Source organism: Vibrio sp. QJM3NY_15 (assembly GCF_057785995.1).
Map to the genome: position 1 here is coordinate 3,477,593 of NZ_CM173517.1, position 22,113 is coordinate 3,499,705.

The 22,113-nt window shown below is 44.1% G+C and carries 24 protein-coding genes; 5 read left to right on the forward strand and 19 right to left on the reverse strand.

Annotation, left to right across the window (positions count from 1 at the left end):
- Nucleotides 1-116: 116 nt before the first annotated feature.
- From dinF to AC3CKG_RS15685, 4 genes are all read right to left on the reverse strand, one after another.
- Nucleotides 117-1,472 (reverse strand): MATE family efflux transporter DinF, encoded by a 1,356-nt coding sequence (dinF, locus tag AC3CKG_RS15670; RefSeq protein WP_488528558.1) that lies wholly within the window; start codon nucleotides 1,470-1,472, stop codon nucleotides 117-119.
- Nucleotides 1,473-1,589: 117 nt separating this feature from the next.
- Nucleotides 1,590-2,468 carry a class I SAM-dependent methyltransferase gene (locus tag AC3CKG_RS15675; protein WP_065104271.1) on the reverse strand — a complete coding sequence of 293 codons (879 nt, stop codon included), beginning with the start codon at nucleotides 2,466-2,468 and terminating at the stop codon, nucleotides 1,590-1,592.
- Nucleotides 2,469-2,565: 97 nt separating this feature from the next.
- Nucleotides 2,566-3,186, reverse strand: coding sequence for a transcriptional repressor LexA (gene lexA, locus AC3CKG_RS15680; protein ID WP_017104719.1), 621 nt, complete (start codon nucleotides 3,184-3,186; stop codon nucleotides 2,566-2,568).
- Between the two features lie 94 nt (nucleotides 3,187-3,280).
- Complete coding sequence (locus AC3CKG_RS15685; protein ID WP_029223652.1) at nucleotides 3,281-3,643, reverse strand: diacylglycerol kinase; 363 nt, start codon at nucleotides 3,641-3,643, stop codon at nucleotides 3,281-3,283.
- A 219-nt stretch (nucleotides 3,644-3,862) separates the two neighbouring features.
- Between AC3CKG_RS15685 and plsB the strand changes: the two genes are divergently transcribed.
- Nucleotides 3,863-6,286, forward strand: a complete 2,424-nt coding sequence (plsB, locus tag AC3CKG_RS15690) for a glycerol-3-phosphate 1-O-acyltransferase PlsB (RefSeq protein ID WP_102281210.1) — start codon at nucleotides 3,863-3,865, stop codon at nucleotides 6,284-6,286.
- Between the two features lie 104 nt (nucleotides 6,287-6,390).
- Here the strand turns inward: plsB and ubiA are convergent, their stop codons facing one another.
- Together ubiA and AC3CKG_RS15700 are read right to left on the reverse strand one after the other, a co-directional pair.
- Nucleotides 6,391-7,245 carry a 4-hydroxybenzoate octaprenyltransferase gene (gene ubiA, locus AC3CKG_RS15695; RefSeq protein ID WP_017111731.1) on the reverse strand — a complete coding sequence of 285 codons (855 nt, stop codon included), beginning with the start codon at nucleotides 7,243-7,245 and terminating at the stop codon, nucleotides 6,391-6,393.
- Nucleotides 7,246-7,785, reverse strand: a complete 540-nt coding sequence (locus AC3CKG_RS15700) for a chorismate lyase (RefSeq protein ID WP_198592436.1) — start codon at nucleotides 7,783-7,785, stop codon at nucleotides 7,246-7,248.
- 162 nt (nucleotides 7,786-7,947) lie between these two features.
- Between AC3CKG_RS15700 and AC3CKG_RS15705 the strand changes: the two genes are divergently transcribed.
- Nucleotides 7,948-8,355 carry a flagellar basal body-associated protein FliL gene (locus AC3CKG_RS15705; RefSeq protein ID WP_017111730.1) on the forward strand — a complete coding sequence of 136 codons (408 nt, stop codon included), beginning with the start codon at nucleotides 7,948-7,950 and terminating at the stop codon, nucleotides 8,353-8,355.
- An 88-nt stretch (nucleotides 8,356-8,443) separates the two neighbouring features.
- Here the strand turns inward: AC3CKG_RS15705 and glpG are convergent, their stop codons facing one another.
- The 6 genes from glpG to ftsY form a co-directional block, all read right to left on the reverse strand.
- Complete coding sequence (gene glpG, locus AC3CKG_RS15710) at nucleotides 8,444-9,286, reverse strand: rhomboid family intramembrane serine protease GlpG (RefSeq protein WP_065112025.1); 843 nt, start codon at nucleotides 9,284-9,286, stop codon at nucleotides 8,444-8,446.
- A gap of 41 nt (nucleotides 9,287-9,327) precedes the next feature.
- Nucleotides 9,328-9,648: a thiosulfate sulfurtransferase GlpE gene (gene glpE, locus AC3CKG_RS15715; RefSeq protein ID WP_017104726.1), complete on the reverse strand. Its 321-nt coding sequence runs from the start codon at nucleotides 9,646-9,648 to the stop codon at nucleotides 9,328-9,330.
- A 416-nt stretch (nucleotides 9,649-10,064) separates the two neighbouring features.
- Nucleotides 10,065-10,922: an RNA polymerase sigma factor RpoH gene (rpoH, locus tag AC3CKG_RS15720; RefSeq protein ID WP_029223651.1), complete on the reverse strand. Its 858-nt coding sequence runs from the start codon at nucleotides 10,920-10,922 to the stop codon at nucleotides 10,065-10,067.
- 177 nt (nucleotides 10,923-11,099) lie between these two features.
- Nucleotides 11,100-12,068 (reverse strand): permease-like cell division protein FtsX, encoded by a 969-nt coding sequence (gene ftsX / locus AC3CKG_RS15725; protein ID WP_029223650.1) that lies wholly within the window; start codon nucleotides 12,066-12,068, stop codon nucleotides 11,100-11,102.
- Nucleotides 12,055-12,732: a cell division ATP-binding protein FtsE gene (gene ftsE, locus AC3CKG_RS15730; protein WP_004736585.1), complete on the reverse strand. Its 678-nt coding sequence runs from the start codon at nucleotides 12,730-12,732 to the stop codon at nucleotides 12,055-12,057. The genes ftsX and ftsE overlap by 14 nt, the downstream gene beginning before the upstream one ends.
- 77 nt (nucleotides 12,733-12,809) lie before the next feature.
- Nucleotides 12,810-14,081 carry a signal recognition particle-docking protein FtsY gene (ftsY, locus tag AC3CKG_RS15735; protein WP_102579705.1) on the reverse strand — a complete coding sequence of 424 codons (1,272 nt, stop codon included), beginning with the start codon at nucleotides 14,079-14,081 and terminating at the stop codon, nucleotides 12,810-12,812.
- 230 nt (nucleotides 14,082-14,311) lie between these two features.
- Between ftsY and rsmD the strand changes: the two genes are divergently transcribed.
- Both rsmD and AC3CKG_RS15745 read left to right on the forward strand, forming a co-directional pair.
- On the forward strand, nucleotides 14,312-14,914 hold the full coding sequence (gene rsmD / locus AC3CKG_RS15740; protein WP_017104730.1) for a 16S rRNA (guanine(966)-N(2))-methyltransferase RsmD: 603 nt from the start codon (nucleotides 14,312-14,314) through the stop codon (nucleotides 14,912-14,914).
- Between the two features lie 10 nt (nucleotides 14,915-14,924).
- A complete protein-coding gene (locus AC3CKG_RS15745; protein WP_009848233.1) occupies nucleotides 14,925-15,191 on the forward strand; it encodes a DUF1145 domain-containing protein in 267 nt (88 codons plus the stop codon).
- A gap of 127 nt (nucleotides 15,192-15,318) precedes the next feature.
- Here the strand turns inward: AC3CKG_RS15745 and AC3CKG_RS15750 are convergent, their stop codons facing one another.
- The 4 genes from AC3CKG_RS15750 to AC3CKG_RS15765 all read right to left on the reverse strand — a co-directional run bounded on the left by AC3CKG_RS15750 (nucleotide 15,319) and on the right by AC3CKG_RS15765 (nucleotide 18,394).
- Nucleotides 15,319-15,903 (reverse strand): YhgN family NAAT transporter, encoded by a 585-nt coding sequence (locus AC3CKG_RS15750; protein WP_029223649.1) that lies wholly within the window; start codon nucleotides 15,901-15,903, stop codon nucleotides 15,319-15,321.
- A gap of 242 nt (nucleotides 15,904-16,145) precedes the next feature.
- Nucleotides 16,146-16,382, reverse strand: coding sequence for a YecH family metal-binding protein (locus AC3CKG_RS15755; RefSeq protein ID WP_017111725.1), 237 nt, complete (start codon nucleotides 16,380-16,382; stop codon nucleotides 16,146-16,148).
- A 90-nt stretch (nucleotides 16,383-16,472) separates the two neighbouring features.
- Nucleotides 16,473-17,093 carry a lysoplasmalogenase gene (locus AC3CKG_RS15760; protein ID WP_102518474.1) on the reverse strand — a complete coding sequence of 207 codons (621 nt, stop codon included), beginning with the start codon at nucleotides 17,091-17,093 and terminating at the stop codon, nucleotides 16,473-16,475.
- Between the two features lie 926 nt (nucleotides 17,094-18,019).
- Nucleotides 18,020-18,394, reverse strand: a complete 375-nt coding sequence (locus tag AC3CKG_RS15765) for a hypothetical protein (protein WP_029223647.1) — start codon at nucleotides 18,392-18,394, stop codon at nucleotides 18,020-18,022.
- Between the two features lie 244 nt (nucleotides 18,395-18,638).
- Here AC3CKG_RS15765 and AC3CKG_RS15770 point away from each other — a divergent pair, with 244 nt between their 5' ends.
- A complete protein-coding gene (locus tag AC3CKG_RS15770; protein WP_004736596.1) occupies nucleotides 18,639-18,968 on the forward strand; it encodes a DUF2500 domain-containing protein in 330 nt (109 codons plus the stop codon).
- Nucleotides 18,969-19,037: 69 nt separating this feature from the next.
- On the opposite strand, the gene AC3CKG_RS15775 is transcribed toward AC3CKG_RS15770, so the two are convergent.
- The 3 genes from AC3CKG_RS15775 to AC3CKG_RS15785 form a co-directional block, all read right to left on the reverse strand.
- Nucleotides 19,038-20,051, reverse strand: coding sequence for an acyltransferase (locus AC3CKG_RS15775; RefSeq protein WP_488528559.1), 1,014 nt, complete (start codon nucleotides 20,049-20,051; stop codon nucleotides 19,038-19,040).
- A 169-nt stretch (nucleotides 20,052-20,220) separates the two neighbouring features.
- On the reverse strand, nucleotides 20,221-21,441 hold the full coding sequence (gene arsJ, locus AC3CKG_RS15780) for an organoarsenical effux MFS transporter ArsJ (protein WP_372247481.1): 1,221 nt from the start codon (nucleotides 21,439-21,441) through the stop codon (nucleotides 20,221-20,223).
- A 101-nt stretch (nucleotides 21,442-21,542) separates the two neighbouring features.
- Nucleotides 21,543-22,052, reverse strand: coding sequence for a cyclin-dependent kinase inhibitor 3 family protein (locus tag AC3CKG_RS15785; RefSeq protein ID WP_198594514.1), 510 nt, complete (start codon nucleotides 22,050-22,052; stop codon nucleotides 21,543-21,545).
- Nucleotides 22,053-22,113 lie beyond the last annotated feature (61 nt).

Consider the following 22,113-nt stretch of genomic DNA (forward strand, 5'->3'; position numbering starts at 1 on the left):
GTTTTTATTTAAATCACTGAATTACATAGCTATGTGAGCAATTAGATCATGGTATTCTAAATACCCTCTTACCTGTACAGCTTCTATTTATAGCTCCCTGAACTGAGCTATCTAAGCTAAGCGAGAAACTCTCCTTTCTTCCACTGAGAAATAAATAAAACACCAAGACCAATCCCACGCATCGCCATAAAGCTCAACATTGCTAGCCACAGAGCATGGTTTTCTAAACCTGATGCTAAGTAGAAAATCGCAAAGAAACTGCAGGTCGCAACAAACATACTGTTACGCATATCTTTGCCTTTGGTTGCGCCCACGAATATACCGTCCAGCAAGAAGCACCACATAGAAACGAGCGGCATCGCAATCAACCACGGTAAATAAACTTCAGCCTGAGTCTTAACTGCTGGGATTGTGGTGATCATATTAATCAAACTAGACCCAGCAATCGCGAATACAATGGTCAGTACCAAACAAATATTGAAGCTCCAGAAAAAGGTGCCTATCAAAGACTGATTTAGCTCATCTTTATCTTTCGCTCCGATCGCTTTACCGACCATGGCTTCCATTGCGTAGGCAAAACCATCCATCCCATAAGAGATAATCATCAAGAAACTCATCAATACTGCATTGGCTGCCACCACATCATCACCAAAGCTTGCACCTTGGAAAGTCATAAAAGTAAAAGTGGCTTGCAGACATAATGAACGCAGAAAGATGTCGCGATTCAGTTTTACAAAACGGCTCAAGCCTTGGCTGGTTTTCTTAAGCAGAGCCCATGGGGATGGCAGCTGTCTCTTCATCCAGATTCGATACACACAAATTAAGCCAAACGTTAGACCCGTATAGTCCGCAATCACCGATGCTAACGCAGCGCCTTCAACTTGCCAGCCGAGGCCAATCACAAATACGATATCTAAAACGATGTTGGTGATATTAGTAATGATCACCATCCACATGGGTGCTTTGGCATTTTGGGTTCCGAGTAACCAACCTAACAGCACAAAGTTAGTCAACGCAGCTGGCGCACTCCATGCTCGGATGGAGAAATATTGCTGACCATAGTGCTTCACTTGATCACTTGCACTACTCAGAGAGAAAACCGCATCCGCAACGAAGCTGTGCAATAGCAAAAAGACACCAGCAAACCCTAAGGCCATGGTCACGCCTTGCACAAAGACTAAACCAAGTTGCTTGCCATCGTTCGCCCCATAAGATTGCGCGGCCAGTCCAGTCGTCGACATTCGTAGGAAACCAAGCAACCAAAAGGTCACGCTGATCATAGTCCCACCCAAAGCGACACCACCTAAATACCAAGAATGCTCTAAGTGACCGATAACCGCAGCATCGACTAAACCCAGTAGAGGAACCGTAATATTGGAAAGAACCATCGGGATCGCGAGCAACAACACTTTTTTGTGCATCGCCTGATTGGATAGCGTTTGAAAAATAGTTTGGGGATTAAATAACTTCACGATCACCTCTTTGATTAGAGGCGATAGTTTAACCTAGTGAGTGTGCTTTCACTATGTTGTGTACTTTGTATATTGATTAGCTTTTACCAAACTATCTGTTGATAGAAGAAGCTAGCGCTACCATTTAACGAGCACTAATTGAGGAGTTAAACGCTTTTTAAGCTGAGAAATTTTACACAACAATCGCTGCCACAACTTCCAACGATTACATTGCTGCTCTAATGGTGAAAATGACTTAACCCATTGCGCCCATGGCAACCAATTAAGAACACTGTCTATTGGTGAAGACAAGCCGTGAGCATATTCACCAGATCCTAGCTTCTGCCCCAGCGTACTTGAGCTCTTATCTCCAGCCAATACTAAGCAAGCGTGGGCATGAGTAAAGTAACGACTGAGAGACTGAATAAAATGTGCCGTCTGCTGTTCGTTGCAATCAAGCAGAGCATGTTCACACACCACCATCACTGAGGCTTGCTCTGGAATGTTCAATTCATCGAGCCACGTCAGATCGTCAACCGAGCCACATTCCAAACGATAGCGTTCATTTTTGTGGAACAAGCGTTGGCGCCAAACTAGGTTTTCTGTGACATCTAATTCAACCCAATGACAACGGCCATTATCCAAACGGTAGAAACGCGTATCGAGCCCCGCTCCAACATTAATGATCCAAGCATCTGGGTTATGAGATAAAAACTGCTGTACCTGAGAATCGCAAAGCTGAGTCAATGTTGCGTAGAGAAGTTGTTGTTGGTCGAGTTCACCGGTAAGACATTCCGGTGCGAGTTGGCAACGCTTGCAGGCTTGAGCTGCAATAGGGTCATAAACTAAGCCATCATCGGCAAGACTTTCGCGACTGCGAAACCAAAGATGTTGGACGAGATTGGTCGGAACTTGAAATTCTTGATGTGCAGACCCGCGATCAGAAGAAGCCTTTTGATCAGAGGAGCGCGGCTTACGAACAAGCGGCTTCATTTGAGGTTTGGTTGGGTTTGGCATCATCATCTTCCTTGTATCTCGACAAAGAAGATGATAATGAATATCAATTACAATAACAAGTTATTGAGAATAAATATCAATAAGCTGCTTGTAATGACTACATCCAGTCCGTGTTACGAATAATACCAACCGCAAGCCCTTCAATAGACAAGTGTTGGGATTCTAAGTCCACGTGAATTGGAGAAAACTCTTCATTTTCAGCATGTAACAGAACGGTAGAACCTTTGCGTTCTAGGCGTTTTACCGTTACATCATCATCAACACGAGCAACGACAACTTGTCCATCACGCACGTCTTGTGTTTTATGCACGGCCAGTAAATCACCATCCATAATACCGATGTCTTTCATACTTTCGCCATTTACGCGAAGTAAGAAGTCAGCTTGTGGCTTAAACATACCTGGGTCAACTTGGTAATGCATTTCTACATGCTCTTGAGCCAAAATAGGCTCGCCAGCGGCAACCTGACCAATTAATGGTAAACCTTGCTCTTCGTTCGCTGCATCTTCAAGCAAAATACGAATACCGCGAGACGCACCCGGGATAATCTCAATCGCTTCTTTACGAGCAAGAGCTTTCAAATGTTCTTCTGCTGCATTAGCAGAACGGAAGCCTAGTTCACGTGCAATTTCTGCGCGTGTCGGTGGCATACCGAAATCGTCAATCTTACTTTTGATAAGATCGAAAACTTGTTGTTGGCGGGGCGTTAACGGCTTCATGATTCACCTGTCTTTTTATACAGTTGACTGTGAGTATATCCAGTAACCGAACAAAAGCAAAGCAATTGGTTGTTTTTAGTTCATTTTTCAGAAATCACAAAAATAAAATGTCTAGCCAAACATAACCTGCCAAGCCTAAACAGACAAAAACCGCAGCAGAACCGGCATCTTTAGCCATGCCCGCTAGCTCATGATGTTCACTGCCAATCCGATCAACGACCGCTTCAATCGCCGTATTGATCAACTCGACCACGACCACTAATACAACAGCAGCGATCATTAAGATGCGCTCTACCTGGCTCACATCTAAGTAGAACGCCAATGGGATTAACACCGCTGCCATAAATACTTCTTGGCGAAAAGCCGCCTCGTTTTTAAATGAGCTAGTGATGCCTTGCCATGAAAAGCCTGCTGCTTTCACTATGCGTTTGAATCCGGTGTTTGATTTTTTGCTCATTTTTAACCCTATACTCAATCAGTCGATGAATGATTTTAAACAAACTTAACGGCAATATGACTATTTCCATTAAAAGGTTAGACCAGTTTCTGGTATTCTTGCATCGATTAAATTTACGCCTAGGCTTATCCCTATTTCACTCACAGGATTTATCCTTTCATCATAGAAATAGAGATACGCTTAAGCACATTGAAATAACTATTGAGGCAGTGAACCTATATGTCTTCTGGACAATCTTTTTCACGTTCATTAATGAAGCTACCTTTATCCGTTTTGGTAAAGGGCACATCAATACCTTCGAATCCGGTTGAGGATTTGAACATTGATTTAGGCAAACCGATTGTATACGCCTTACCATTTCGCTCAAGTGTCGACCTACTTACGCTGCAAAAGCATGCTCTGGAATTGGGCTTACCCGATCCTTTTAGCAAGCTTGAAATAAACGGCAAATCACTGCAACGCTTCGTGTTCATCTCTTCACGCAAAACATTGCTGCAAGATGATGACTATGTACCAAGCTCTTCAATTGAAGTTTTCTCTGAGCTGCTTTCACTGCATGCTGAAGACTCAGAGCTTGATGTTCAAGTTATCCCAGCAACCGTATTGTGGGGACGTAAACCAGGTAAAGAGAATAACCAGAAACCTTACCTACAAGCAATGAACGGCTTAGAAAAATCAAAAGCTGTATTGCTGGCTGGTCGTGACTGTCTGGTTCGCTTTAGTCCGGTTGTCTCTCTACGCTATATGGCCAACTCACACGGTACTGATAGCACTATCGCGCATAAGCTTGCTCGCGTGGCACGCATTCACTTCTCTCGTCAAAAGCTTGCAGCATCAGGTCCTAACCTACCAAGCCGCCAAGCTCTGTTCGACCGCCTGCTAAAGTCAGAAGCTATCAAAAAGGCGATCGAAGACGAAGCTGAATCAAAAAATATTTCCATAGAGAAAGCGAGCAAAGAAGCTCAAGACATCATGGATGAGATCGCAGCTAACTTCTCTTACTCGCTGATTAAACGCGGTGAGAAGATTCTTGGTTGGTTGTGGAATAAGTTGTACCAAGGCCTGCATATTAGCAACGCTTCAACGGTTCGTAAGCTAGCTCAAGACGGCCACGAAATTGTTTACGTGCCTTGTCACCGCAGCCACATGGATTACTTACTGCTTTCTTATGTGCTTTATCATGAAGGCATGGTGCCTCCGCACATCGCTGCGGGTATTAACCTCAACTTCTTCCCTGCCGGTCCTATTTTCCGTCACGGCGGTGCGTTCTTTATTCGTCGTAGCTTCAAAGGCAACAAGCTTTACTCAACGATTTTCCGTGAATACCTAGCCGAACTGTTCGCTAAAGGTTACTCAGTAGAGTACTTCAGTGAAGGTGGTCGTTCTCGTACGGGTCGTCTACTGCAAGCGAAAACGGGCATGCTAGCGATGACCATTCAAGCCATGCTACGCGGTATGAACCGTCCTGTTACTTTGGTTCCTGTGTACATCGGTTATGAACATGTAATGGAAGTGGCGACTTACGCCAAGGAACTTCGTGGTAAACGCAAAGAGAAAGAGAATGCGAGCCTTGTGATTCGAACTCTGCGTAAGCTGCGCAACTTTGGTAAAGGTTATGTGAACTTCGGTGAGCCGATCCAACTTAACCAATACCTGAACGAGCACGCGCCAGAGTGGACTAAAGACATCGATCCAATGGGTACCAGCAAACCACAATGGATGAACCCTGTGGTTAACGATCTGGCGACTAAGATGATGACGCACATTAACGATGCAGCAGCGACGAATGCACTGACACTCTGTGCGACCGCGCTACTCGCATCTCGACAGCGTGCATTGTCTCGTGATTCTTTGGTTTCTCAAATCAACTGCTACTTGTCTCTGCTGAAAAACGTACCTTACTCTGATACGTTCACGGTTCCAAAAGACAGCGCAGAAGACTTAGTAAAACATGCGGAATCACTGAACAAGTTCTTGATTGAATCAGACACGATGGGCGACATCATTTCACTTGATCGTCACCAATCCATTCTGATGACTTACTATCGTAATAACATCATCCACTTGTTTGCACTGCCATCACTGATTGCTCAGATGACAATTCGCCAACGTGGTATCTCAATTGCGACCATTCAGAAGAATGTTGCTGCGATCTACCCGTTCTTGAAGAAAGAGCTGTTCTTAAGCTATGACGAAGATCAGCTTGAAGACGTGGTTGCGAACATCATCAATGAGCTAGTCAGCCAAGGCATGATTGTCGTTTCTGATGGTGAAGTAACGATCAACCAATCGAACAGCCAAGCACTGATGTTGTTAGGTCGTACGATTTCAGAGACTTTACAGCGTTACTCAATTGCGTTGAATCTGTTAGCAGAGAACCCTGATCTTGATAAATCTGATCTTGAGCAGAAAAGCCAAGACATCGCGCAACGACTGGGTCGTTTGCATGGTATCAATGCGCCAGAGTTCTTCGACAAAGGTGTATTCGCATCGATGTTTGCAACACTGAAACAGCAGCAATATCTGGATAACGATGGTAACTGTGATTTAGAAAAGACTCAGCAATTCGCTAAGCTTCTTTACTCGATGCTTTACCCAGAAGTGCGTCTGACTATTCAAGAGAGTATTCACCAAGCAGAGTAATCTCTTGGTATACCGTGAATCTCTGTTCAAGGTTTGATTGAACACGATCGAAAAAGGCACCCAATGGGTGCCTTTTTATTTGGAACGGATTCAATGACCAAAACTTACCAGAAAGTAATGAATAAGCCTGCTGTCACTGCCATTCCAACATAGTTGTTGTTTAGGAAAGCTTGGAAACATAAGTCTCGGTCACGATGACGCATCAAATGTTGTTGATACACAAACAAGCTACCTGCCACCAACAATGCCCAATAGAAGGTATCACCCAACTGGTAATGCATACCTAGCGCAATCAACATCGCCAGTGTCACTAATTGTAAGAAGCCAACGATAAGCTTGTCGAAGCGGCCAAATAAAATAGCGGTCGATTTGATACCAATTTTAAGGTCGTCATCTCGATCCACCATCGCATATTGCGTGTCGTAGGCTATCGTCCAAAGCGCATTAATCACGAAAATAAACCACACTACATTGGGCAGCTCATTGGTTTGAGCAGCCCACGCCATTGGAATCGCCCAACTAAAAGCTAACCCAAGAAACAGTTGTGGAAGATGTGTAAAACGCTTCATGAAAGGATAGATAAAAGCTAAGCCAACACCGATAACAGAAAGCTTAATCGTCAGCGGATTCATGGTTAGCACCAACAAGAATGAAACCACCGCCAATACTAAGAAGAGTAATATCGCTTCTTTACTGGAAACTAAACCTGAAGGTAATGGGCGCTGCTTAGTGCGTTTTACATGACCATCGACTTTGCGATCGGCAAAGTCATTGATCACACAGCCCGCCGAACGCATCAACACGACGCCAAGTACGAAAACAACCAAGACATCAAAATCTGGCATGCCTTGCGCAGCAATAATCAGAGACCATAAGGTCGGCCAAAGGAGTAATAAGGTACCAATTGGGCGATTCATTCGCGTTAACTGCCAATACGCTTTCGCTTTGGTGGCCAGCATTTACACATTCTCCTTAGAGTAAATTGGGGCTGTGGGTAAAAACAACTCTGCCACAAGCATTGGCTTGTGGTTCATCCATAATCGAGAGCGGCGTGCGAGCAATCGCTCATCGCCTGCAATAACCCATCCGACTTGCAGCGCATCTCGCTTCACGTTCTCCGCGCTGAAAACCGTCAAACCAAGCGGGACATTACCTTGTTGAGAAAGGTCAGAATGCTGATCGTCTAGCGTGACTCTGGGAATTAAGGTACGACCTAACACCCACGGGGTATCATCACCTTTTAAAATCACTTTACGCAATAAGCAATCAAACGATGATAAAAGATGTTCCTCGTCGTGTTGTAGCCTTGAGCGTTCTACAACTTGGTTATGAAGTAACTCAACAGACAGGTGCTGACAGCTCTTGCCCAACTTACGGGAAAGAGAACCTTGCTCCATCAGCCACTCTTTGGTGGTTTCATTAGGAAAATCAAATGTTTCTGTACTTTGCCAATCTACATTCATTAACGAATTAAGATACAGCGATATTGGCTGATTCATACTAGTATTCAATAGGTGACTTTACACGTACAATAAAGCTTCAACTTTCGAACAAAATTAAAGCGTTCTTCGAATTGTAAACGTATTTAGATTTAGACCGCTCATTGTAACAAGACTAATGCGTTTCGAATATCGCGAATAAACTAAAGAAAAGTCACAAATATGCACAAACGTTATGTAGCCCAAATATTTCTTGCGATTAGCCTTCTTTTTTCAGCATCAAGTTTTGCAGAGGAAGAGTCTGGGCCTAAACTCGCCTACTTCACACTAGAGCCAGACCTCACTACCAATTTTTACACTAAAGGTAAAAATCTCGGCTACATTCAGGTACGCCTCGACATCATGGTAGCAAATAGTGATGACCTAGCGGCCATTGAACATCACCAACCTTTGATTCGTGATGCGGTGATTGAATTACTTGGCAAACAAAACGAAGAAACCATTAAATCTTTGTCTGGCCGCGAAGATTTAAGAAAAAGCCTAGTTGAGCACCTCAACAAGATTCTGCTTCCGGAAACAGGCAAAACGATCATTGCCGACTTACTGTTTACTAAATACCTCTACCAGTAACAGTCATTACTACTAGATTCCCAATAAAAAAGCGGCCATTGGCCGCTTTTTTATTTTTATCGTTTCTCTATCAATGAGAGATCATCATTTAGCTTCTTGCTGAGCTCGGCGCTTTCATTGCATCAATAAAACCAATGATCACACCAGCCGCTAAACCAGCTAGATGTGCAGTATTGGCGATGGCCATGAACGGCTGCATATAACCTAAGACTAACCACACCAACATAAAGCCGACGATTTGTCTTGGGATACCGAGGCCAAGCTGAGGTGCTTTTGCACCCACTACCCACAAATAACCGACCAACGCATACACCACGCCAGAAAGACCACCAAAGTTCGCTCCCTCAACCCAGTATTGTCCGGCTCCTGAAAGTGCAGAAGACACAGCAAAGATCTGAAGCAGTTTGAGACCGCCTAACTTTTTCTCTATATCTCCGCCCAGTTGCCACCACCACAAGATATTGAATGCGATGTGCATAACAGAGAAATGTAAAACAGCGTGACTTAACCAGCGCCAAAGCTGCCACTGTTGTCCATCAACCGCAGGAAAGTGTAAGGCGTTAAAAATAGCCTGACCAAAACCTATCTGCTGCAGAGCAAAAATAACGACACATACCAGCATGATGCTGAGTGTTACTGGGCCTGCTTTTGCTTTTATCATGCCCATGAAGCTCGGGGTGTGGTAATGAAAGTTGCTCTTTCTGGTTTCTGCCATATCCCAAGACGCTGCTTGGTAGCGTTTATGGTTTGGCTCAGACAAGAAACGATTGAGCTCTGATTCCGTCTCGACCTGATACTGACCATCCGTCAGCCAAAGAGCAAAACGCCCCTCACCTTCAGGAGACATTTGAATAGGGATCTGGCGAGAAGCCATGTAATCAATAAATGCTTGAGCAAGACGCGGGTTATCTAACACCATCAGTCTAATCATTATCACTTCCTATTCATTCTACTGAGAAACGTTTAACGCAACTAACCAGCGTTCACTGGAAGTTCTGCGCGATGCCAGGCTTCAAACCCACCATCAACACTATATACCTCTTCGAAGCCTTGGTTCACTAAATATTGTGCAGCGCCTTGGCTACTGATGCCGTGATAGCACATCACCAAAATAGGCTGTTCAAACTCAACTTCATCCATGAACGACACCATCGTATCGTTCGTTAGGTGATAAGCGGTTTTAGAGTGAGCGACCGCAAAAGACTGCGGATCGCGGATATCGACAAGTCGAGCTTCACCTTGCTCTATAAGGGCTTGAGCACCTTTAACATCGATATGTTTAAACTGGTCCATGACTTTCTCTTTTATGCTGATTTACTTTGCTGCCATTGTAACCTATCCCAAGGCTAACAATCACATCCACTTAATAAGGTTATCCACCAGCGATCACTTTTACACCGATTGTGGATAAACCTGTGAATTGCGTGAATAAAGTGGTTTTTGGAAAATGGATCCACAACATATAGTAATGATCCTGATCTAGCTGTGGGTTACTTAAAACATATCCCCACACCAAAAACCCTTCCAAAGCCTTACTACACCCTGCTTTTAGACAGCTGACGAATAAACTTCTCACAGAGTTATCCACAAAATCACAATGCAAATATCGATCGCAAAAGTTGAGAATTCGATCCAAAACAAAAAGGCCGAGATCTCTCGATCTCGGCCTTTTCAAATTCTAACTTTTTATGCTGCTGTTAGTTTAGTGCTTAGAAGTCGCCAACGGCTTGTTTCAACTTCTTCATGGCATTCTTCTCTAACTGACGTACACGCTCAGCAGAGATGCTGTAAGTATCCGCTAAGTCTTGCAGGGTCGACTTGTTATCATCCAACCAACGTGAGCGCACAATATGCTGGCTACGCTCGTCTAAGCTCTTCAATGCGAGGCCTAAGCGATTATTGGTATGAGATTCCCAGTTAGCCGCTTCAACCGTTTCAGCAACGTCTGACGCTTTGTCTTCTAGGTAGTAAACCGGAGCCGTGTAAGCAGAACCGCCTTCGTCGTCATCCATCGGTGCTTCAAAGGTCGCATCTTGTGCCGCTAAGCGAGATTCCATTTCACGAACTTCTGAAGGCTCAACGCCCAGTTCACGCGCAACAGTCTCAACTTCACCATTATTGAACCAACCTAAACGCTTCTTAGATTTACGCAGGTTAAAGAACAGTTTGCGCTGTGCTTTGGTTGTCGCAATCTTAACGATACGCCAGTTACGCAGTACATATTCGTGAATCTCAGCTTTGATCCAGTGAACAGCAAAAGAAACCAGTCGAACACCCACTTCAGGGTTGAAGCGCTTCACCGCCTTCATTAGGCCGATGTTACCTTCTTGAACGAGATCAGCCATTGGCAGCCCGTAGCCAGAGTAGCCTCTTGCAACGTGCACCACGAATCTTAGGTGTGAAAGGATCAAACCTTTCGCAGCATCGATCTCACCTTTGTAATGTAATCGCTCTGCAAGTCCACGTTCCTCTTCAGGCGTCAGCATTGGGTAGCTGTTCGCTGAGCGGATATAGCTATCTAAGCTATCTTGTGTGACTAAAGCCATTTGATACGATTGGTTTGCCATTCGGTTCCTCATCAATCTCTGATCTGGAGTAATATATCTATTAAAACCCGACAATCTTGAACCTAAAATGAACAGGATTCAAGAAGGGGGAAGTAATTATGCATAATCAATTCGTCTATACAAGGTAAAAACTGATTAAAAAGTGCCTATTTATCGTCTAAATATGACTCTATTCACCTAAACAGGTTCAATTTCTTTTAGGTGGCGCTGTGCGGAAAGCTTCGCAGCCACGCTACCTAATAGGGTTCCAACGATCAAAAGCAGTAACGATTCGTCCCAACTTAAGCCAATCAATCTAAAGTGACTATCGTAAAGCTGAGCTAAATCATCAACTGCACTGTTAAGTAAAACAGTAATCAGCGCCGTCATTACCCAAGCGCAGATCGCGCCTAACACACCAAACCACATTCCAGAATATAGGTATGGGCGTAAAATGAAGCTATCAGTGGCGCCAATCAGCTTCATGGTTTGAATCTCTTCTTTATGCGCCAACACATTAAATCGTAATGTATTGCCAATAATCAAAAACACAGCGCCCAGCATAAGCACGGTTAATGTAATCACGATGACAGCCGCCAGCGCTTTGATCGCATCCAGCCTTGCAAGCCAATCTTCATCTAAACGAACATCGGTCACAAGCTCTTGCTTCTTAACCTTGCTCGCCAATTCTTTGATTTGCGTGTCGTTGTGTACACTTGGCGTAATCACCAACACACCAGGCAACGAGTAATCATCTAAAATCGTCAGTGCGTCATCAAAACCAGAATACTTGCTCAGATCGGCAAGGCCTTGTTGTGGTGAAATGTATTCAACCAGCTCAACTTGATCCCAACCTTCTATCTCATCTTTAAGCACTATCACTCTCGGCTCAGGAATTCCATCCTCGACGTAAGCACTGATTTGTGACGGACTAGTGACGTCTTTAGCCACTTCTCCAACGTTTTTACCTAATAGATATAAACAGGCAGGCATAGCCAAGGCCATAGAAATAACAGCCAGCGTCAACAGGTTGCCGATTGGGCGTTGCCACATTTGCGAAAAAGATGATTTGGCTTGTTTCCAATGAACAACAAAAAAGCCGTCACTAGCAGCACGGCTAGTGGCTCGATTAGATTGAGGTTTCTTAATGCGCTTATTCGCGGCCATAGTCTTCAACCTCACTCAAAAAGCCTTGGTTTAATTCAAGATGACGGTATTGAGGGCGAGTGTTCACTAACCCGATATCGTGCGTTGCTAGGATGATCGTGACACCTGCGCGATTGAACTCTTCAAACAAGCGCAGGACACGGTTCGACAATTCAGGATCTAGGTTACCAGTTGGCTCATCCGCTAAAAGCAGAGTTGGACGGTTAACCACAGCGCGAGCAATACCCACGCGTTGCTGCTCACCACCAGAAAGCTGGCTTGGCAAACAACGGGCTTTATCTAGTAAGCCGGTTTTATCCAACGCAGCGCTGACTCGGCGCTTTATTTCGTTTTCAGAAATAGATTCAATACGCATAGGCAGTGCGACGTTATCAAAGATAGAACGATCCATCAGCAGGCGATGGTCTTGAAAGACAATCCCAATATTACGGCGTAAAAAGGGAATGTCTTTGGCTGGTATACGAGTGATATCGTGGTCGTTAAACCAAACGCGGCCATCAGTTGGGCGCTCAATGGCGCAAATCAACTTCAGCAAGGTACTTTTACCAGCACCGGAATGCCCGCCTAAAAATGCCATCTCTCCACGTTTGAGGTGAAAGTCCACTTTTTGGAGTGCCTGGCGTCCGCCTCGGTAGGCTTTACTCACTTGCTGAAATTTGATCACCGAAAATTCCTCTTACGATCACTCATATCAAACTTAAAACGGTAGCAGGTTAAGGATAAACCACTTTGCTACACGAGTTACTCTTCACGACTAAATAGTGCTTCAATAAAGTCTTTCGACTCAAATGGACGTAAGTCATCAATGCCTTCGCCCACACCAATGTAACGAATTGGAATCTGGAACTGATCAGCAATTGAGAAAATCACGCCACCTTTCGCCGTACCATCGAGTTTAGTTAGCGTAATACCCGTTACCGGCGCTACTTCACTGAATAGTTTCGCTTGGCTGATCGCATTCTGACCAGTGCCAGCATCTAGCGTAAGCATGATTTCGTGCGGTGCAGAGTCATCAATCTTCTTCATTACACGAACAATCTTGCGGAGCTCTTCCATCAAGTTGCTCTTGTTCTGCAAACGACCTGCAGTGTCAGCAATCACGACATCAACACCACGCGCTTTAGCGGCTTCGATAGCATCGTAGATAACAGAAGCACTGTCTGCGCCAGTATGTTGAGCAATCACAGGAACGTCATTACGTTGTCCCCAAACTTGAAGTTGCTCTACAGCGGCTGCACGGAAGGTATCACCTGCCGCCAGCATCACTTTTTTGCCTTCGCCTTGGAATTGTTTCGCCAGCTTACCGATAGTGGTCGTCTTACCTACACCGTTCACACCCACCATTAAAATAACGTAAGGCGTTTTCGTTGTATCAACCACAAGAGGCTGTTCAACTTGGCTTAGGATGTCTGCCATCTCTTCTTTGAGCAGACCATATAGAGCTTCACCATCTTTTAGGTCATTACGAGATGCTTTTTCTGTCAGGTTTTCAATGATCTTAACGGTAGTATTCATACCCACGTCAGCGATCAGAAGTTGCTCTTCTAGTTCTTCAAACAGATCTTCATCGATTTGTTTGCCTTTGAACAAGCCAAAGAAGCCAGCACCGATATTCGCTTTTGTGCGGCTTAGGCTGCGCTTAAGACGCGCAAAAAAGCTTTCTGTTGGCTTCTCTTGAACTTCTTCAATCTTAGCTTGAGGAACAACAACTTCTTCCTGTTCTGCTTCTGCTTCTGCTTCTGCTTCTGCTTCTGCTTCTGCTTCTGCTTCTGCTAGAACAGGTTGTTGCTCTTCTTGATTTTCTTCAAGTGCTTGATCTGATTCAGCAAGCTCAGACTCAGCTAACTGAGTTTCAGTTGGCTTAGCTACTTCAGCTTCAGCCTCGACTTGTGATTCAACTTCAGTTTGCTCTTCAACGTTTTCTACGTTCGCTTCATTCTGAGTTTTTGGGCTTTGTTCTTCTTCACCAAAACCAAGCCACGATAATAATCCGCGCTTCTTTTTTTCCGTCATCAGAGGAGTTTCCTAGATCTACTAATTAACTGCATTGACTTAATGCACGTTGACTCTTTGCTATTGTTATACAATACAAGCTTGTACAAACGAATAGTAAAGAAAAATGACAAAGCAGTGATAAGTTTGCTTTTAGCTTGATACACTTTGTCATTGCAAATTTATTTAATACCCGAACCCAACTAAATTGGGCTCGGTATAGTATCACTTTATTAGCGGTCAAAAAATCTATGGTAAGACGTCGCCAGCAAAACACATCACAAAAAAAGCCATCCGGAGGCTTTGTTCGAATTATTAGTGGCTCATGGAGAGGTAGAAAACTGCCCGTACATGACTTAGAAGGCTTACGCCCGACCATTGATCGAGTAAAAGAGACTCTCTTTAACTGGGTAGCACAAGATATCCCACACTCGACCTGCTTGGATGTATTTGCCGGTTCTGGTGGCCTAGGTTTTGAAGCGGCTTCTCGCCAAGCAAAATTAGTGACGCTACTAGAAATGAATCAGAAGGCCGCTAAGCAGCTTGCTGATAATGCAAAAGAGCTCAAAGCAGACAACATCAACGTGGTGAACACTGATGCGATCTCTTTCCTTAAAAAGCCGGGTACTCCTTACGATATGGTCTTTCTTGATCCTCCATTTCGTAAAGGCTTATTAGCTGAAACTGTGGAGCTTCTTGAGAGCAATGGCTGGCTTGCCGACAATGCCATCATTTACGTTGAGACAGAAAAAGAATTACAACTCGAAGCAATGCCTGAGAACTGGGAATTGCATCGTGATAAGACCACTGGGCAGTCGAGCTACCGTCTGTTTAATAGAACCACTGAAGAATAGGAGTTACTGAATGAAGTTCTTGCTTCCATTAGCCAAAGCGGCCATCGCCTTTGTTTGGTTTATCTTAATCGCAAATATTTTCTACCCATTCCCAGGTAATGCTGCGATTGCGCTTTATATCATGACAGCATTCTTGTTCTTCATGCACGGCCTACAGATGCTGATCTTTATCGGTGCTTTCGGCGATAAGATCGAAATGTCACGTTGGGAGAAGTGGTCAATATTGATTTTCGGAGTCTTTGCCCTACTCGATATCCGACGCAAACACATGATGTAATCGAGCTAAAGGCTAGATATACAAGCTTCAGTACACAGTACTCGAGCAGAAAGCCTAGTGACGAGAAAGATAGATACAAAAACGCCGCTCATTTGAGCGGCGTTTTTTATTGTTCGAAAAGAAAATGCTAAGACATATAGCTTTTCACACCATCTAGGAACATTTGAGTCGACAGCATAACCAACAGTAAGCCCATTAAGCGCTCTATCGCCTTCAAGCCTCTCTCGCCAAGAATACGAAGGAAGAAACCATTAAACATAAGAATGAAGAAGGTTACGCCCCATGCCAGTAAAACCGACAGAGACAACTCAAACATCTGGTCTGGGTTTTGAGTTGCCAAAAGAATCAGCGCAGCGATAACCGATGGGCCCGCAATCATTGGAATAGCCATAGGCACGATAAACGGCTCTTCACCCGCGGCTAGGCCTGTGATGCTGCCTGCACTTGGGAAGATCATCTTAATCGCAATAATAAATAGAATGATACCGCCAGAAATACTCAGCGTTTCAGGTTGAACGTGCAGGAAGTTCATGATGCTTTGGCCAGCAAACAAGAACAACAACAGAATAACCAGTGCAAACATCAGTTCACGAACAAGAACAATACGACGACGCTTAGGATCGATATGCTTAAGGATTGAGAGCACGATTGGCAGATTACCAAGCGGGTCCATAATAAGAAACAGCATGGTTGCTGCAGATAAAATTTCCATAAGTTTGTCTCGAAAAGCGTAAGTGCGCGGAGTATAGCAGCCTCAACATTGATTTTCGAACGCAGTAATAAACGAGTTAACTTATGCTATTTAGAAGGGAATTTAACGAGAGCAAATAGAAAGGTAGAAAGGTAGAAAGGTAGAAAGGTAGAAAGGTAATTTAAAGAGTGGAACCGAAAAGATAGCATCCACTCTTCTTATCTATAAAAGCCAAAAGGCTCTAAAAACCAAATCATTGGTAATTAGTGGTTACATACACGTTCGCGATTGGTGCAAAGCTTATCATCGACAACCACAACCTTTTCCATCTTCAGGAAAAACTTAAGTAGACCATCCAAATCTAAACCACTTAACTTACAAGTATGGAAACGAGCTTCTGTGCCATACGTTTGAGCGAGTTCTTGTGTTAGCTCTTCGCGAGTCAGTGGCTTCTCACTAAGCAGGTTTAAAACGTTGTGTGCGTGAATTTCAGTCGTCATAACTCTATCTCATGTTTAATGAATCAAACGTAGAGTACCGATTTTCAGCAAGGCTGCCTTGATGTAGCTCAGAGTTGAGGGTGCTCTATCCTAAATGGTTAGAGATGCCACGATAAGAGCATGAGCTAAGAAGTAACTGCCCGTTACCCAAAGATAAGCGCCCTTGATTGGACTACGATAACAATTTAGAGCATACGCCAGTGCAGAAAGCAGCAGCACGCTACAGCCGGCAAAACCCACCGCATGTGATAGCTGAGGCTCAAGTAACCAGAGCTCACCAGAAGCCCATGCAAGCTGAATAAGCACGATGCCCATGATAACCACAGGAAAGACGAGTTTATCTAAGCGAGGCAGAAGTAAAAAGAAAGCAACGACACAAGCCGCTAACAATAACGCAAACAACCACCAAACCATTTCTCCTGAGAGCTGTAACCAAAATGCCTTGCTATAACAGAGTTGAGCCAATAAAAAACAGACAAAATGAAGCGGTCGTTTTTGAGTCACCGTATGTAGAACATCAGCCACCGCCGAGATAGCTAAGCCAGCGACAATCCAATAAGTATATTCAGCAACTATCGATTGAGTGACCGCCACTACCGCCAACAAAACAAAGGTAAACACCTTGTACACTAAGGCCTGACCGATATGTCCATGTTTCGTCCCTGCTATCGCTCCGATACCAGATAAAGAAACCGCTAACCAACTCCACATACCAATTGCCCTATTGCTTTAAAACGTCGCCAGTCTAGGCACACGAGTGTTGATGTAAAGCCTCAGCCCCTCAAAATTGGATCTTGATTACGCTTCCACTAAAAAGAGCCTCTTTCGATTGAAGTCCTAACAATTACCGTCGTGATATTGGTTATTAGTTTAAAACTAGAGCGATTCACCGTAAAACTCATTTAAAACGACGTTACAGGACTCAGCTTTCAATTTTAGACAATTCTAGATCATTGAAACTCTAATAAACCGTTAAATACCGCCAAAAATCACAGATAAAAATTAAAAACCAAACCAATAAAAAACACTAAAAACAATCACTTAAAATCAACAATCCAGAGTTAACCAGCAAATAAAAACCTCGAGCGCCCCTAGGTTTATAAAGTGAATAACTTGTTTTATTTATACCTATAATTGTCAGAGTTTCCCAAACCTAGTGTCAAAACAACCACCAAAACCAAGCCAAAAACTCAGAAACAAAACCAAATCAAACCTCGCCACCACCAACCCCTATTAATACAGTTTAACAACCTTTAACAATATAAATTACACATAACAACCATTATAAAACAGCAACTTAAATAAAATAAGAACAAACATGAATCACAACGAACAAAATAAGAACACACCAAAACACACAGTTAAACAGAGTCAAACAAGCCAAAAACTAATAGTTTTCTACTACTTTTGGAGCTTTCGAAAGTAATTCTTGATCTAAACCTATAAGTGGGCTATTCTTTAAAACATAGCGAGAGACAACCAAATTTAGGAGTAGTGTTATGATTTCATCTTCGCAAAGACAAGGACTTGTAATGATCGCGGTAGTTGTAGGTCTAATGACACTACCGATGATGTACTAAGCAAGTTACAGATAAAAAAAGGGACGCCATGAGCGTCCCTTTTTTTGTTCAATTTTTTCACTTCGAAAACAGATGCAGTGTTAGCACATCCCAGTTCGCATAATAGAAACCCGCGGCAGCTAAAGTCATTGCCATCATCAGTAAGATCGCAACTCGCCAGATAAAACGACCGCTTCGTGGAGTCAGCTCCTTCTCACAGTCGTTACACATCATGATAAACTTATGTTGATCTTCCAACTTAGCCTCATGTTCATTGACTACCTTGTTACGACACGTTGCGATATAACGCAGCTTGATTACCATATCGTGCGGTAGCCTTTCTTCGCAGCTTGTTACAAGCTCATGCAATCCTTCGCCTTCAGCGTGATATTGAAGCCTCAATAATTTCTCTATATTGCGAGTTCTTGTCACCACTTTTTCAATATCGGTCATCTTGGCCCTCCCACTCCACACTATAATTCTAGTCGAGCATTTCCCTATTTTTATACTAAATCGTTGCTATTTACATAAGAAAGAGACAATAAATAACAATGCTTTATCCCAAAATTGCCATTAAATGTGATATCAGCCGAAAAATAATCAGCTTAGCTTACAGCAGTTCACGAATAGCGGCTTTAAACACATATCCCTATTGCCCGAAAGACTAGAATAACCATCACGACTACATGGAGGTTATATGCCTAATTCACTCTTTTTTGCCATCTTTGCACTTGCCGGTTTAGCGGCTTGGGTATTTATTGGTTTCTATCGAAAGCACTCGCAAGGTGAAAACGCGCCAGAAAAGAAAGTGAACGTCACGGTATTAGATAAACAATCTATCGACCTTCCTGATGCTGAACCGGGACAAGAAGATCAAGAGTACTGGATTTACGTTCAACGTGGTGTCGTGGGTCCGAAACGAGAATTCCAAGTCGGTATCCACTACTTCCATGCTCTTAACCCTGGTGACAAAGGAACCTTAACTTACCAAGGCGATAAGTTCTTACACTTTGCCTTGAAGCGCTAAATGCTAGCCGCTTCAACCACTACCATAGAACAACCCATAATCAGCTGCCAACAGCCTTAGCGCTCACCGCTAAGGCAATAGCCAACGTGTTTTCTCTGACTTAGAGACCAACCAACTCATCCATAAAGCCCCTGCACCACTGATCACTATCCATAATGGAATCACCCAAGCCGGACTTCCTTGGTACCAACCGAACTCTTTCATTGGCCACAAGAAAATTGGGTGCAACAAATAAATACCTAAGCTGTGCTTACTGATAAAGCCAACCACTTGATTACTTTTCTCAGATAACCCTTCACCATAGTAACGACACACCATAAACACCATGCTCGCCGCCAGCACCGTATTCAACGTTTTATAAGATAACCAACGCCCTACCGTGTACTCTTCCGCGACCAAACTCGCATCAACCACCATGTAGACTGTGGTCAACAACGCAAGGCCGCCAAGCGCCACACTCACACCAACGGTTAATTTGTTAAGCGGTACCTTCTTGTATAACAGATAACCCAGAGGCAAGTAGCCAGTATAAAGCCATAACTCATGACTCCATGGGCCATCGATTCTTAGTAAGAACAGTAACGTCGTGAACAACCACACTGCAGTGAAGCCATAGACCGCTTTGTCGCCATACTTTCTGACCATGATCTGTAAGAAAGGAATCACAAAGTAGAGCGGGATAAAGTAATAGAAGAAACCAAGATGGTAGTACGTGTAGTGGTGGTAACTATTGAGCAACACCTCCCAACTCACGTCAGCATCAAAGCCCATCGCAGACCAACCAGACAGATAGGTATAGAAAAGCGACCAGACGATGAAAGGTATCAATACCTTACCTAGACGGCGCTTGAGATAATATTTGGCGTCAAACGGGCGCTGATCGCTCAACATCAACGCACCACTAATCAAAATAAACACGGGCACAGCCCAACGACTGAAGCCATTTACAGTGATTGCCGTTAACCACTCGCCGAAAGGAATGGTTCCTAGTTCGTTGCGATAAGGCGCCAAAACATGAATCGCGATAACCGCTACGGCCGCGACACATCGTGCTAAATCAAAAAAGAGAATTCGCTGCTTCATGTAAATGCCTGATTAATATTCAATCATTCTACTATAGCAATAAAAAAGCTGACCGGAATAAATACCAAGTCAGCTTATTGTTAAAGGAGAAGCATATCGCGAATTAAGATCGTTCGACTTTAGATTATGCGGCTTTAACTCTTGCGAATGAGGATCATGCGGCTGACGCTTATGTCGCTGAGATTTGCGGCACCTTAGGTAAACGCAGAGAGATGACCGTCGTTATTGCTAAGAACGCGAACGATACCCACAAACACGCAGACAAACCGGCCATTTGAAATACCAAGCCCGACAGAATAGTACCGATTAAACGACCCATCGCATTTGCCATGTAGTAGAAACCAACATCAAGCGACACACCATCGCCTTTCGCATAGCTCACAATCAGATATGAGTGAAGCGATGAGTTCACCGCGAAGATGGCACCAAACACCATCAAACCACCAATGATCACTAACTCAGGTTGCCAACCGATCTGTACCGCATAGGCAATACCAGCGGTCACAATAGCCAATGCACCCGCCCACAATAGCGCCGCATGGCCATCAGGCACCTTGCCTTGCGCTTTACCGGTAATCTTAGGTGCAATGCCCTGTACAAAGCCGTAAGCGATGGTCCAAGCCGCTAAGAAGCCACCAACCCATGAGTGATCCCACCCAAACACGCTGCCTAGATAAATCGGCAGAGCAATCACAAACCACACGTCACGAGCACCAAATAGGAACATACGTGCAGCCGACAAGATATTGATGGATTCAGACTTAGAGAAAATCTGTTTGAACTTAGGTTTGGTTTTCGCTTTACCCATGTCCGCTTCTAAGCTCACTAAACTGCCAATGAATACCAATGTCAGCACAGCAGCCATCGTTAGCACTGCGTATTGGAATCCAATCGTCGAAAGCAGTAAACCACCAATAAAGAACCCTGCACCTTTCAGTGCATTCTTAGATCCAGTCAGAATCGCAATCCACTTATACAGCGCACCTTGCTGTTCATCAGGGACTAAAGTTTTGATTGAGCTCTTAGCACTCATCTTATTGAGGTCTTTAGCGATACCAGACAACGCCTGCGCGGCCATGACCCAAGGGATGGTCAACATTGCGCTTGGCACCGCGAGCATACCCAAGGCAACAACCTGCATCCCTAAGCCGATGTTCATGGTTTTATTGAGGCCAAGACGTGCCCCTAACCAACCACCGATTAGATTAGTCACCACACCAAAGAATTCATAAAAAAGGAACAGTGAGGCGATCTCTAACGAACTGTAGCCAAGGTCATAGAAATACAGAACCACCAGCATACGAAGTGCACCATCAGTAATGGTGAAATTCCAGTAGTTGAAGGTCACCAACATGTATTGGCGAACGCTTTTGCTTAGGTTTGCGAACATAACATCACACCTATAAAAACGGAGAAAAGCGAAGTAAGAAGAGTAGATAGAGCTTTTGGATCATGATGTTCCAAAAGCTCTTGTAACTGCTAAGTGCGATGTTACTGAGCAGCAACACCTTGAATGTAGTCAACCTGAATTGCCTTAGTAAACGCGCCCGGACGCAGTGATTGTACTTCTTGAACAATCTTACTCAGATCCCAACTCTTCTCTAACAGCAGGTGTGCAGCCAGCAAACCAGTCCGGCCAGAACCGCCCATACAGTGCATTGCTACCTTGCCGCCGTTATCCACTACTTGGTGTAGCGCAGGGCTCGCCGCCTGCCATTTCGCAGCAAAGTCGGCACCCGGTGCACAATCGTCTTCGATTTCGATTTGAAACCATTGCATGTCTAGTGCTTGCGCTTTCTCGCCTAGCTCAGCAACATTCTTGCTTGCCAGTTCTTCACTGTCTAGAGCCGTCACAATCGCTTCCACGCCTTGCGCTTTCAGCTGCGCTAGAGATGCATCGAGGTCAGTGCCTTTAGTACCTGGGCACGGAGTAAGCACTAACGCACCTGCTTTTAAATCTAGTTGCCATGTTGGGTGTACTTGAGAATTCGTCATCGTCATCAATCTCTTAAAATTATTTTGTATATAGACCGATACTCAAAATAATTGGAGTTGCAGCTAG

Excerpts from the sequence above, each read along its gene's own strand:
- AC3CKG_RS15675 (WP_065104271.1), bottom strand. The coding sequence starts at position 2,468 with ATGCCAAACCCAACCAAACCTCAAATGAAGCCGCTTGTTCGTAAGCCG.
- lexA (WP_017104719.1), bottom strand. The coding sequence starts at position 3,186 with ATGAAGCCGTTAACGCCCCGCCAACAACAAGTTTTCGATCTTATCAAA.
- AC3CKG_RS15685 (WP_029223652.1), bottom strand. The coding sequence starts at position 3,643 with ATGAGCAAAAAATCAAACACCGGATTCAAACGCATAGTGAAAGCAGCA.
- plsB (WP_102281210.1), top strand. The coding sequence starts at position 3,863 with ATGTCTTCTGGACAATCTTTTTCACGTTCATTAATGAAGCTACCTTTA.
- ubiA (WP_017111731.1), bottom strand. The coding sequence starts at position 7,245 with ATGCTGGCCACCAAAGCGAAAGCGTATTGGCAGTTAACGCGAATGAAT.
- AC3CKG_RS15700 (WP_198592436.1), bottom strand. The coding sequence starts at position 7,785 with ATGAATCAGCCAATATCGCTGTATCTTAATTCGTTAATGAATGTAGAT.
- AC3CKG_RS15705 (WP_017111730.1), top strand. The coding sequence starts at position 7,948 with ATGCACAAACGTTATGTAGCCCAAATATTTCTTGCGATTAGCCTTCTT.
- glpG (WP_065112025.1), bottom strand. The coding sequence starts at position 9,286 with ATGATTAGACTGATGGTGTTAGATAACCCGCGTCTTGCTCAAGCATTT.
- glpE (WP_017104726.1), bottom strand. The coding sequence starts at position 9,648 with ATGGACCAGTTTAAACATATCGATGTTAAAGGTGCTCAAGCCCTTATA.
- rpoH (WP_029223651.1), bottom strand. The coding sequence starts at position 10,922 with ATGGCAAACCAATCGTATCAAATGGCTTTAGTCACACAAGATAGCTTA.
- ftsX (WP_029223650.1), bottom strand. The coding sequence starts at position 12,068 with ATGGCCGCGAATAAGCGCATTAAGAAACCTCAATCTAATCGAGCCACT.
- ftsY (WP_102579705.1), bottom strand. The coding sequence starts at position 14,081 with ATGACGGAAAAAAAGAAGCGCGGATTATTATCGTGGCTTGGTTTTGGT.
- rsmD (WP_017104730.1), top strand. The coding sequence starts at position 14,312 with ATGGTAAGACGTCGCCAGCAAAACACATCACAAAAAAAGCCATCCGGA.
- AC3CKG_RS15745 (WP_009848233.1), top strand. The coding sequence starts at position 14,925 with ATGAAGTTCTTGCTTCCATTAGCCAAAGCGGCCATCGCCTTTGTTTGG.
- AC3CKG_RS15750 (WP_029223649.1), bottom strand. The coding sequence starts at position 15,903 with ATGGAAATTTTATCTGCAGCAACCATGCTGTTTCTTATTATGGACCCG.
- AC3CKG_RS15755 (WP_017111725.1), bottom strand. The coding sequence starts at position 16,382 with ATGACGACTGAAATTCACGCACACAACGTTTTAAACCTGCTTAGTGAG.
- AC3CKG_RS15760 (WP_102518474.1), bottom strand. The coding sequence starts at position 17,093 with ATGTGGAGTTGGTTAGCGGTTTCTTTATCTGGTATCGGAGCGATAGCA.
- AC3CKG_RS15765 (WP_029223647.1), bottom strand. The coding sequence starts at position 18,394 with ATGACCGATATTGAAAAAGTGGTGACAAGAACTCGCAATATAGAGAAA.
- AC3CKG_RS15770 (WP_004736596.1), top strand. The coding sequence starts at position 18,639 with ATGCCTAATTCACTCTTTTTTGCCATCTTTGCACTTGCCGGTTTAGCG.
- AC3CKG_RS15775 (WP_488528559.1), bottom strand. The coding sequence starts at position 20,051 with ATGAAGCAGCGAATTCTCTTTTTTGATTTAGCACGATGTGTCGCGGCC.
- arsJ (WP_372247481.1), bottom strand. The coding sequence starts at position 21,441 with ATGTTCGCAAACCTAAGCAAAAGCGTTCGCCAATACATGTTGGTGACC.
- AC3CKG_RS15785 (WP_198594514.1), bottom strand. The coding sequence starts at position 22,052 with ATGACGATGACGAATTCTCAAGTACACCCAACATGGCAACTAGATTTA.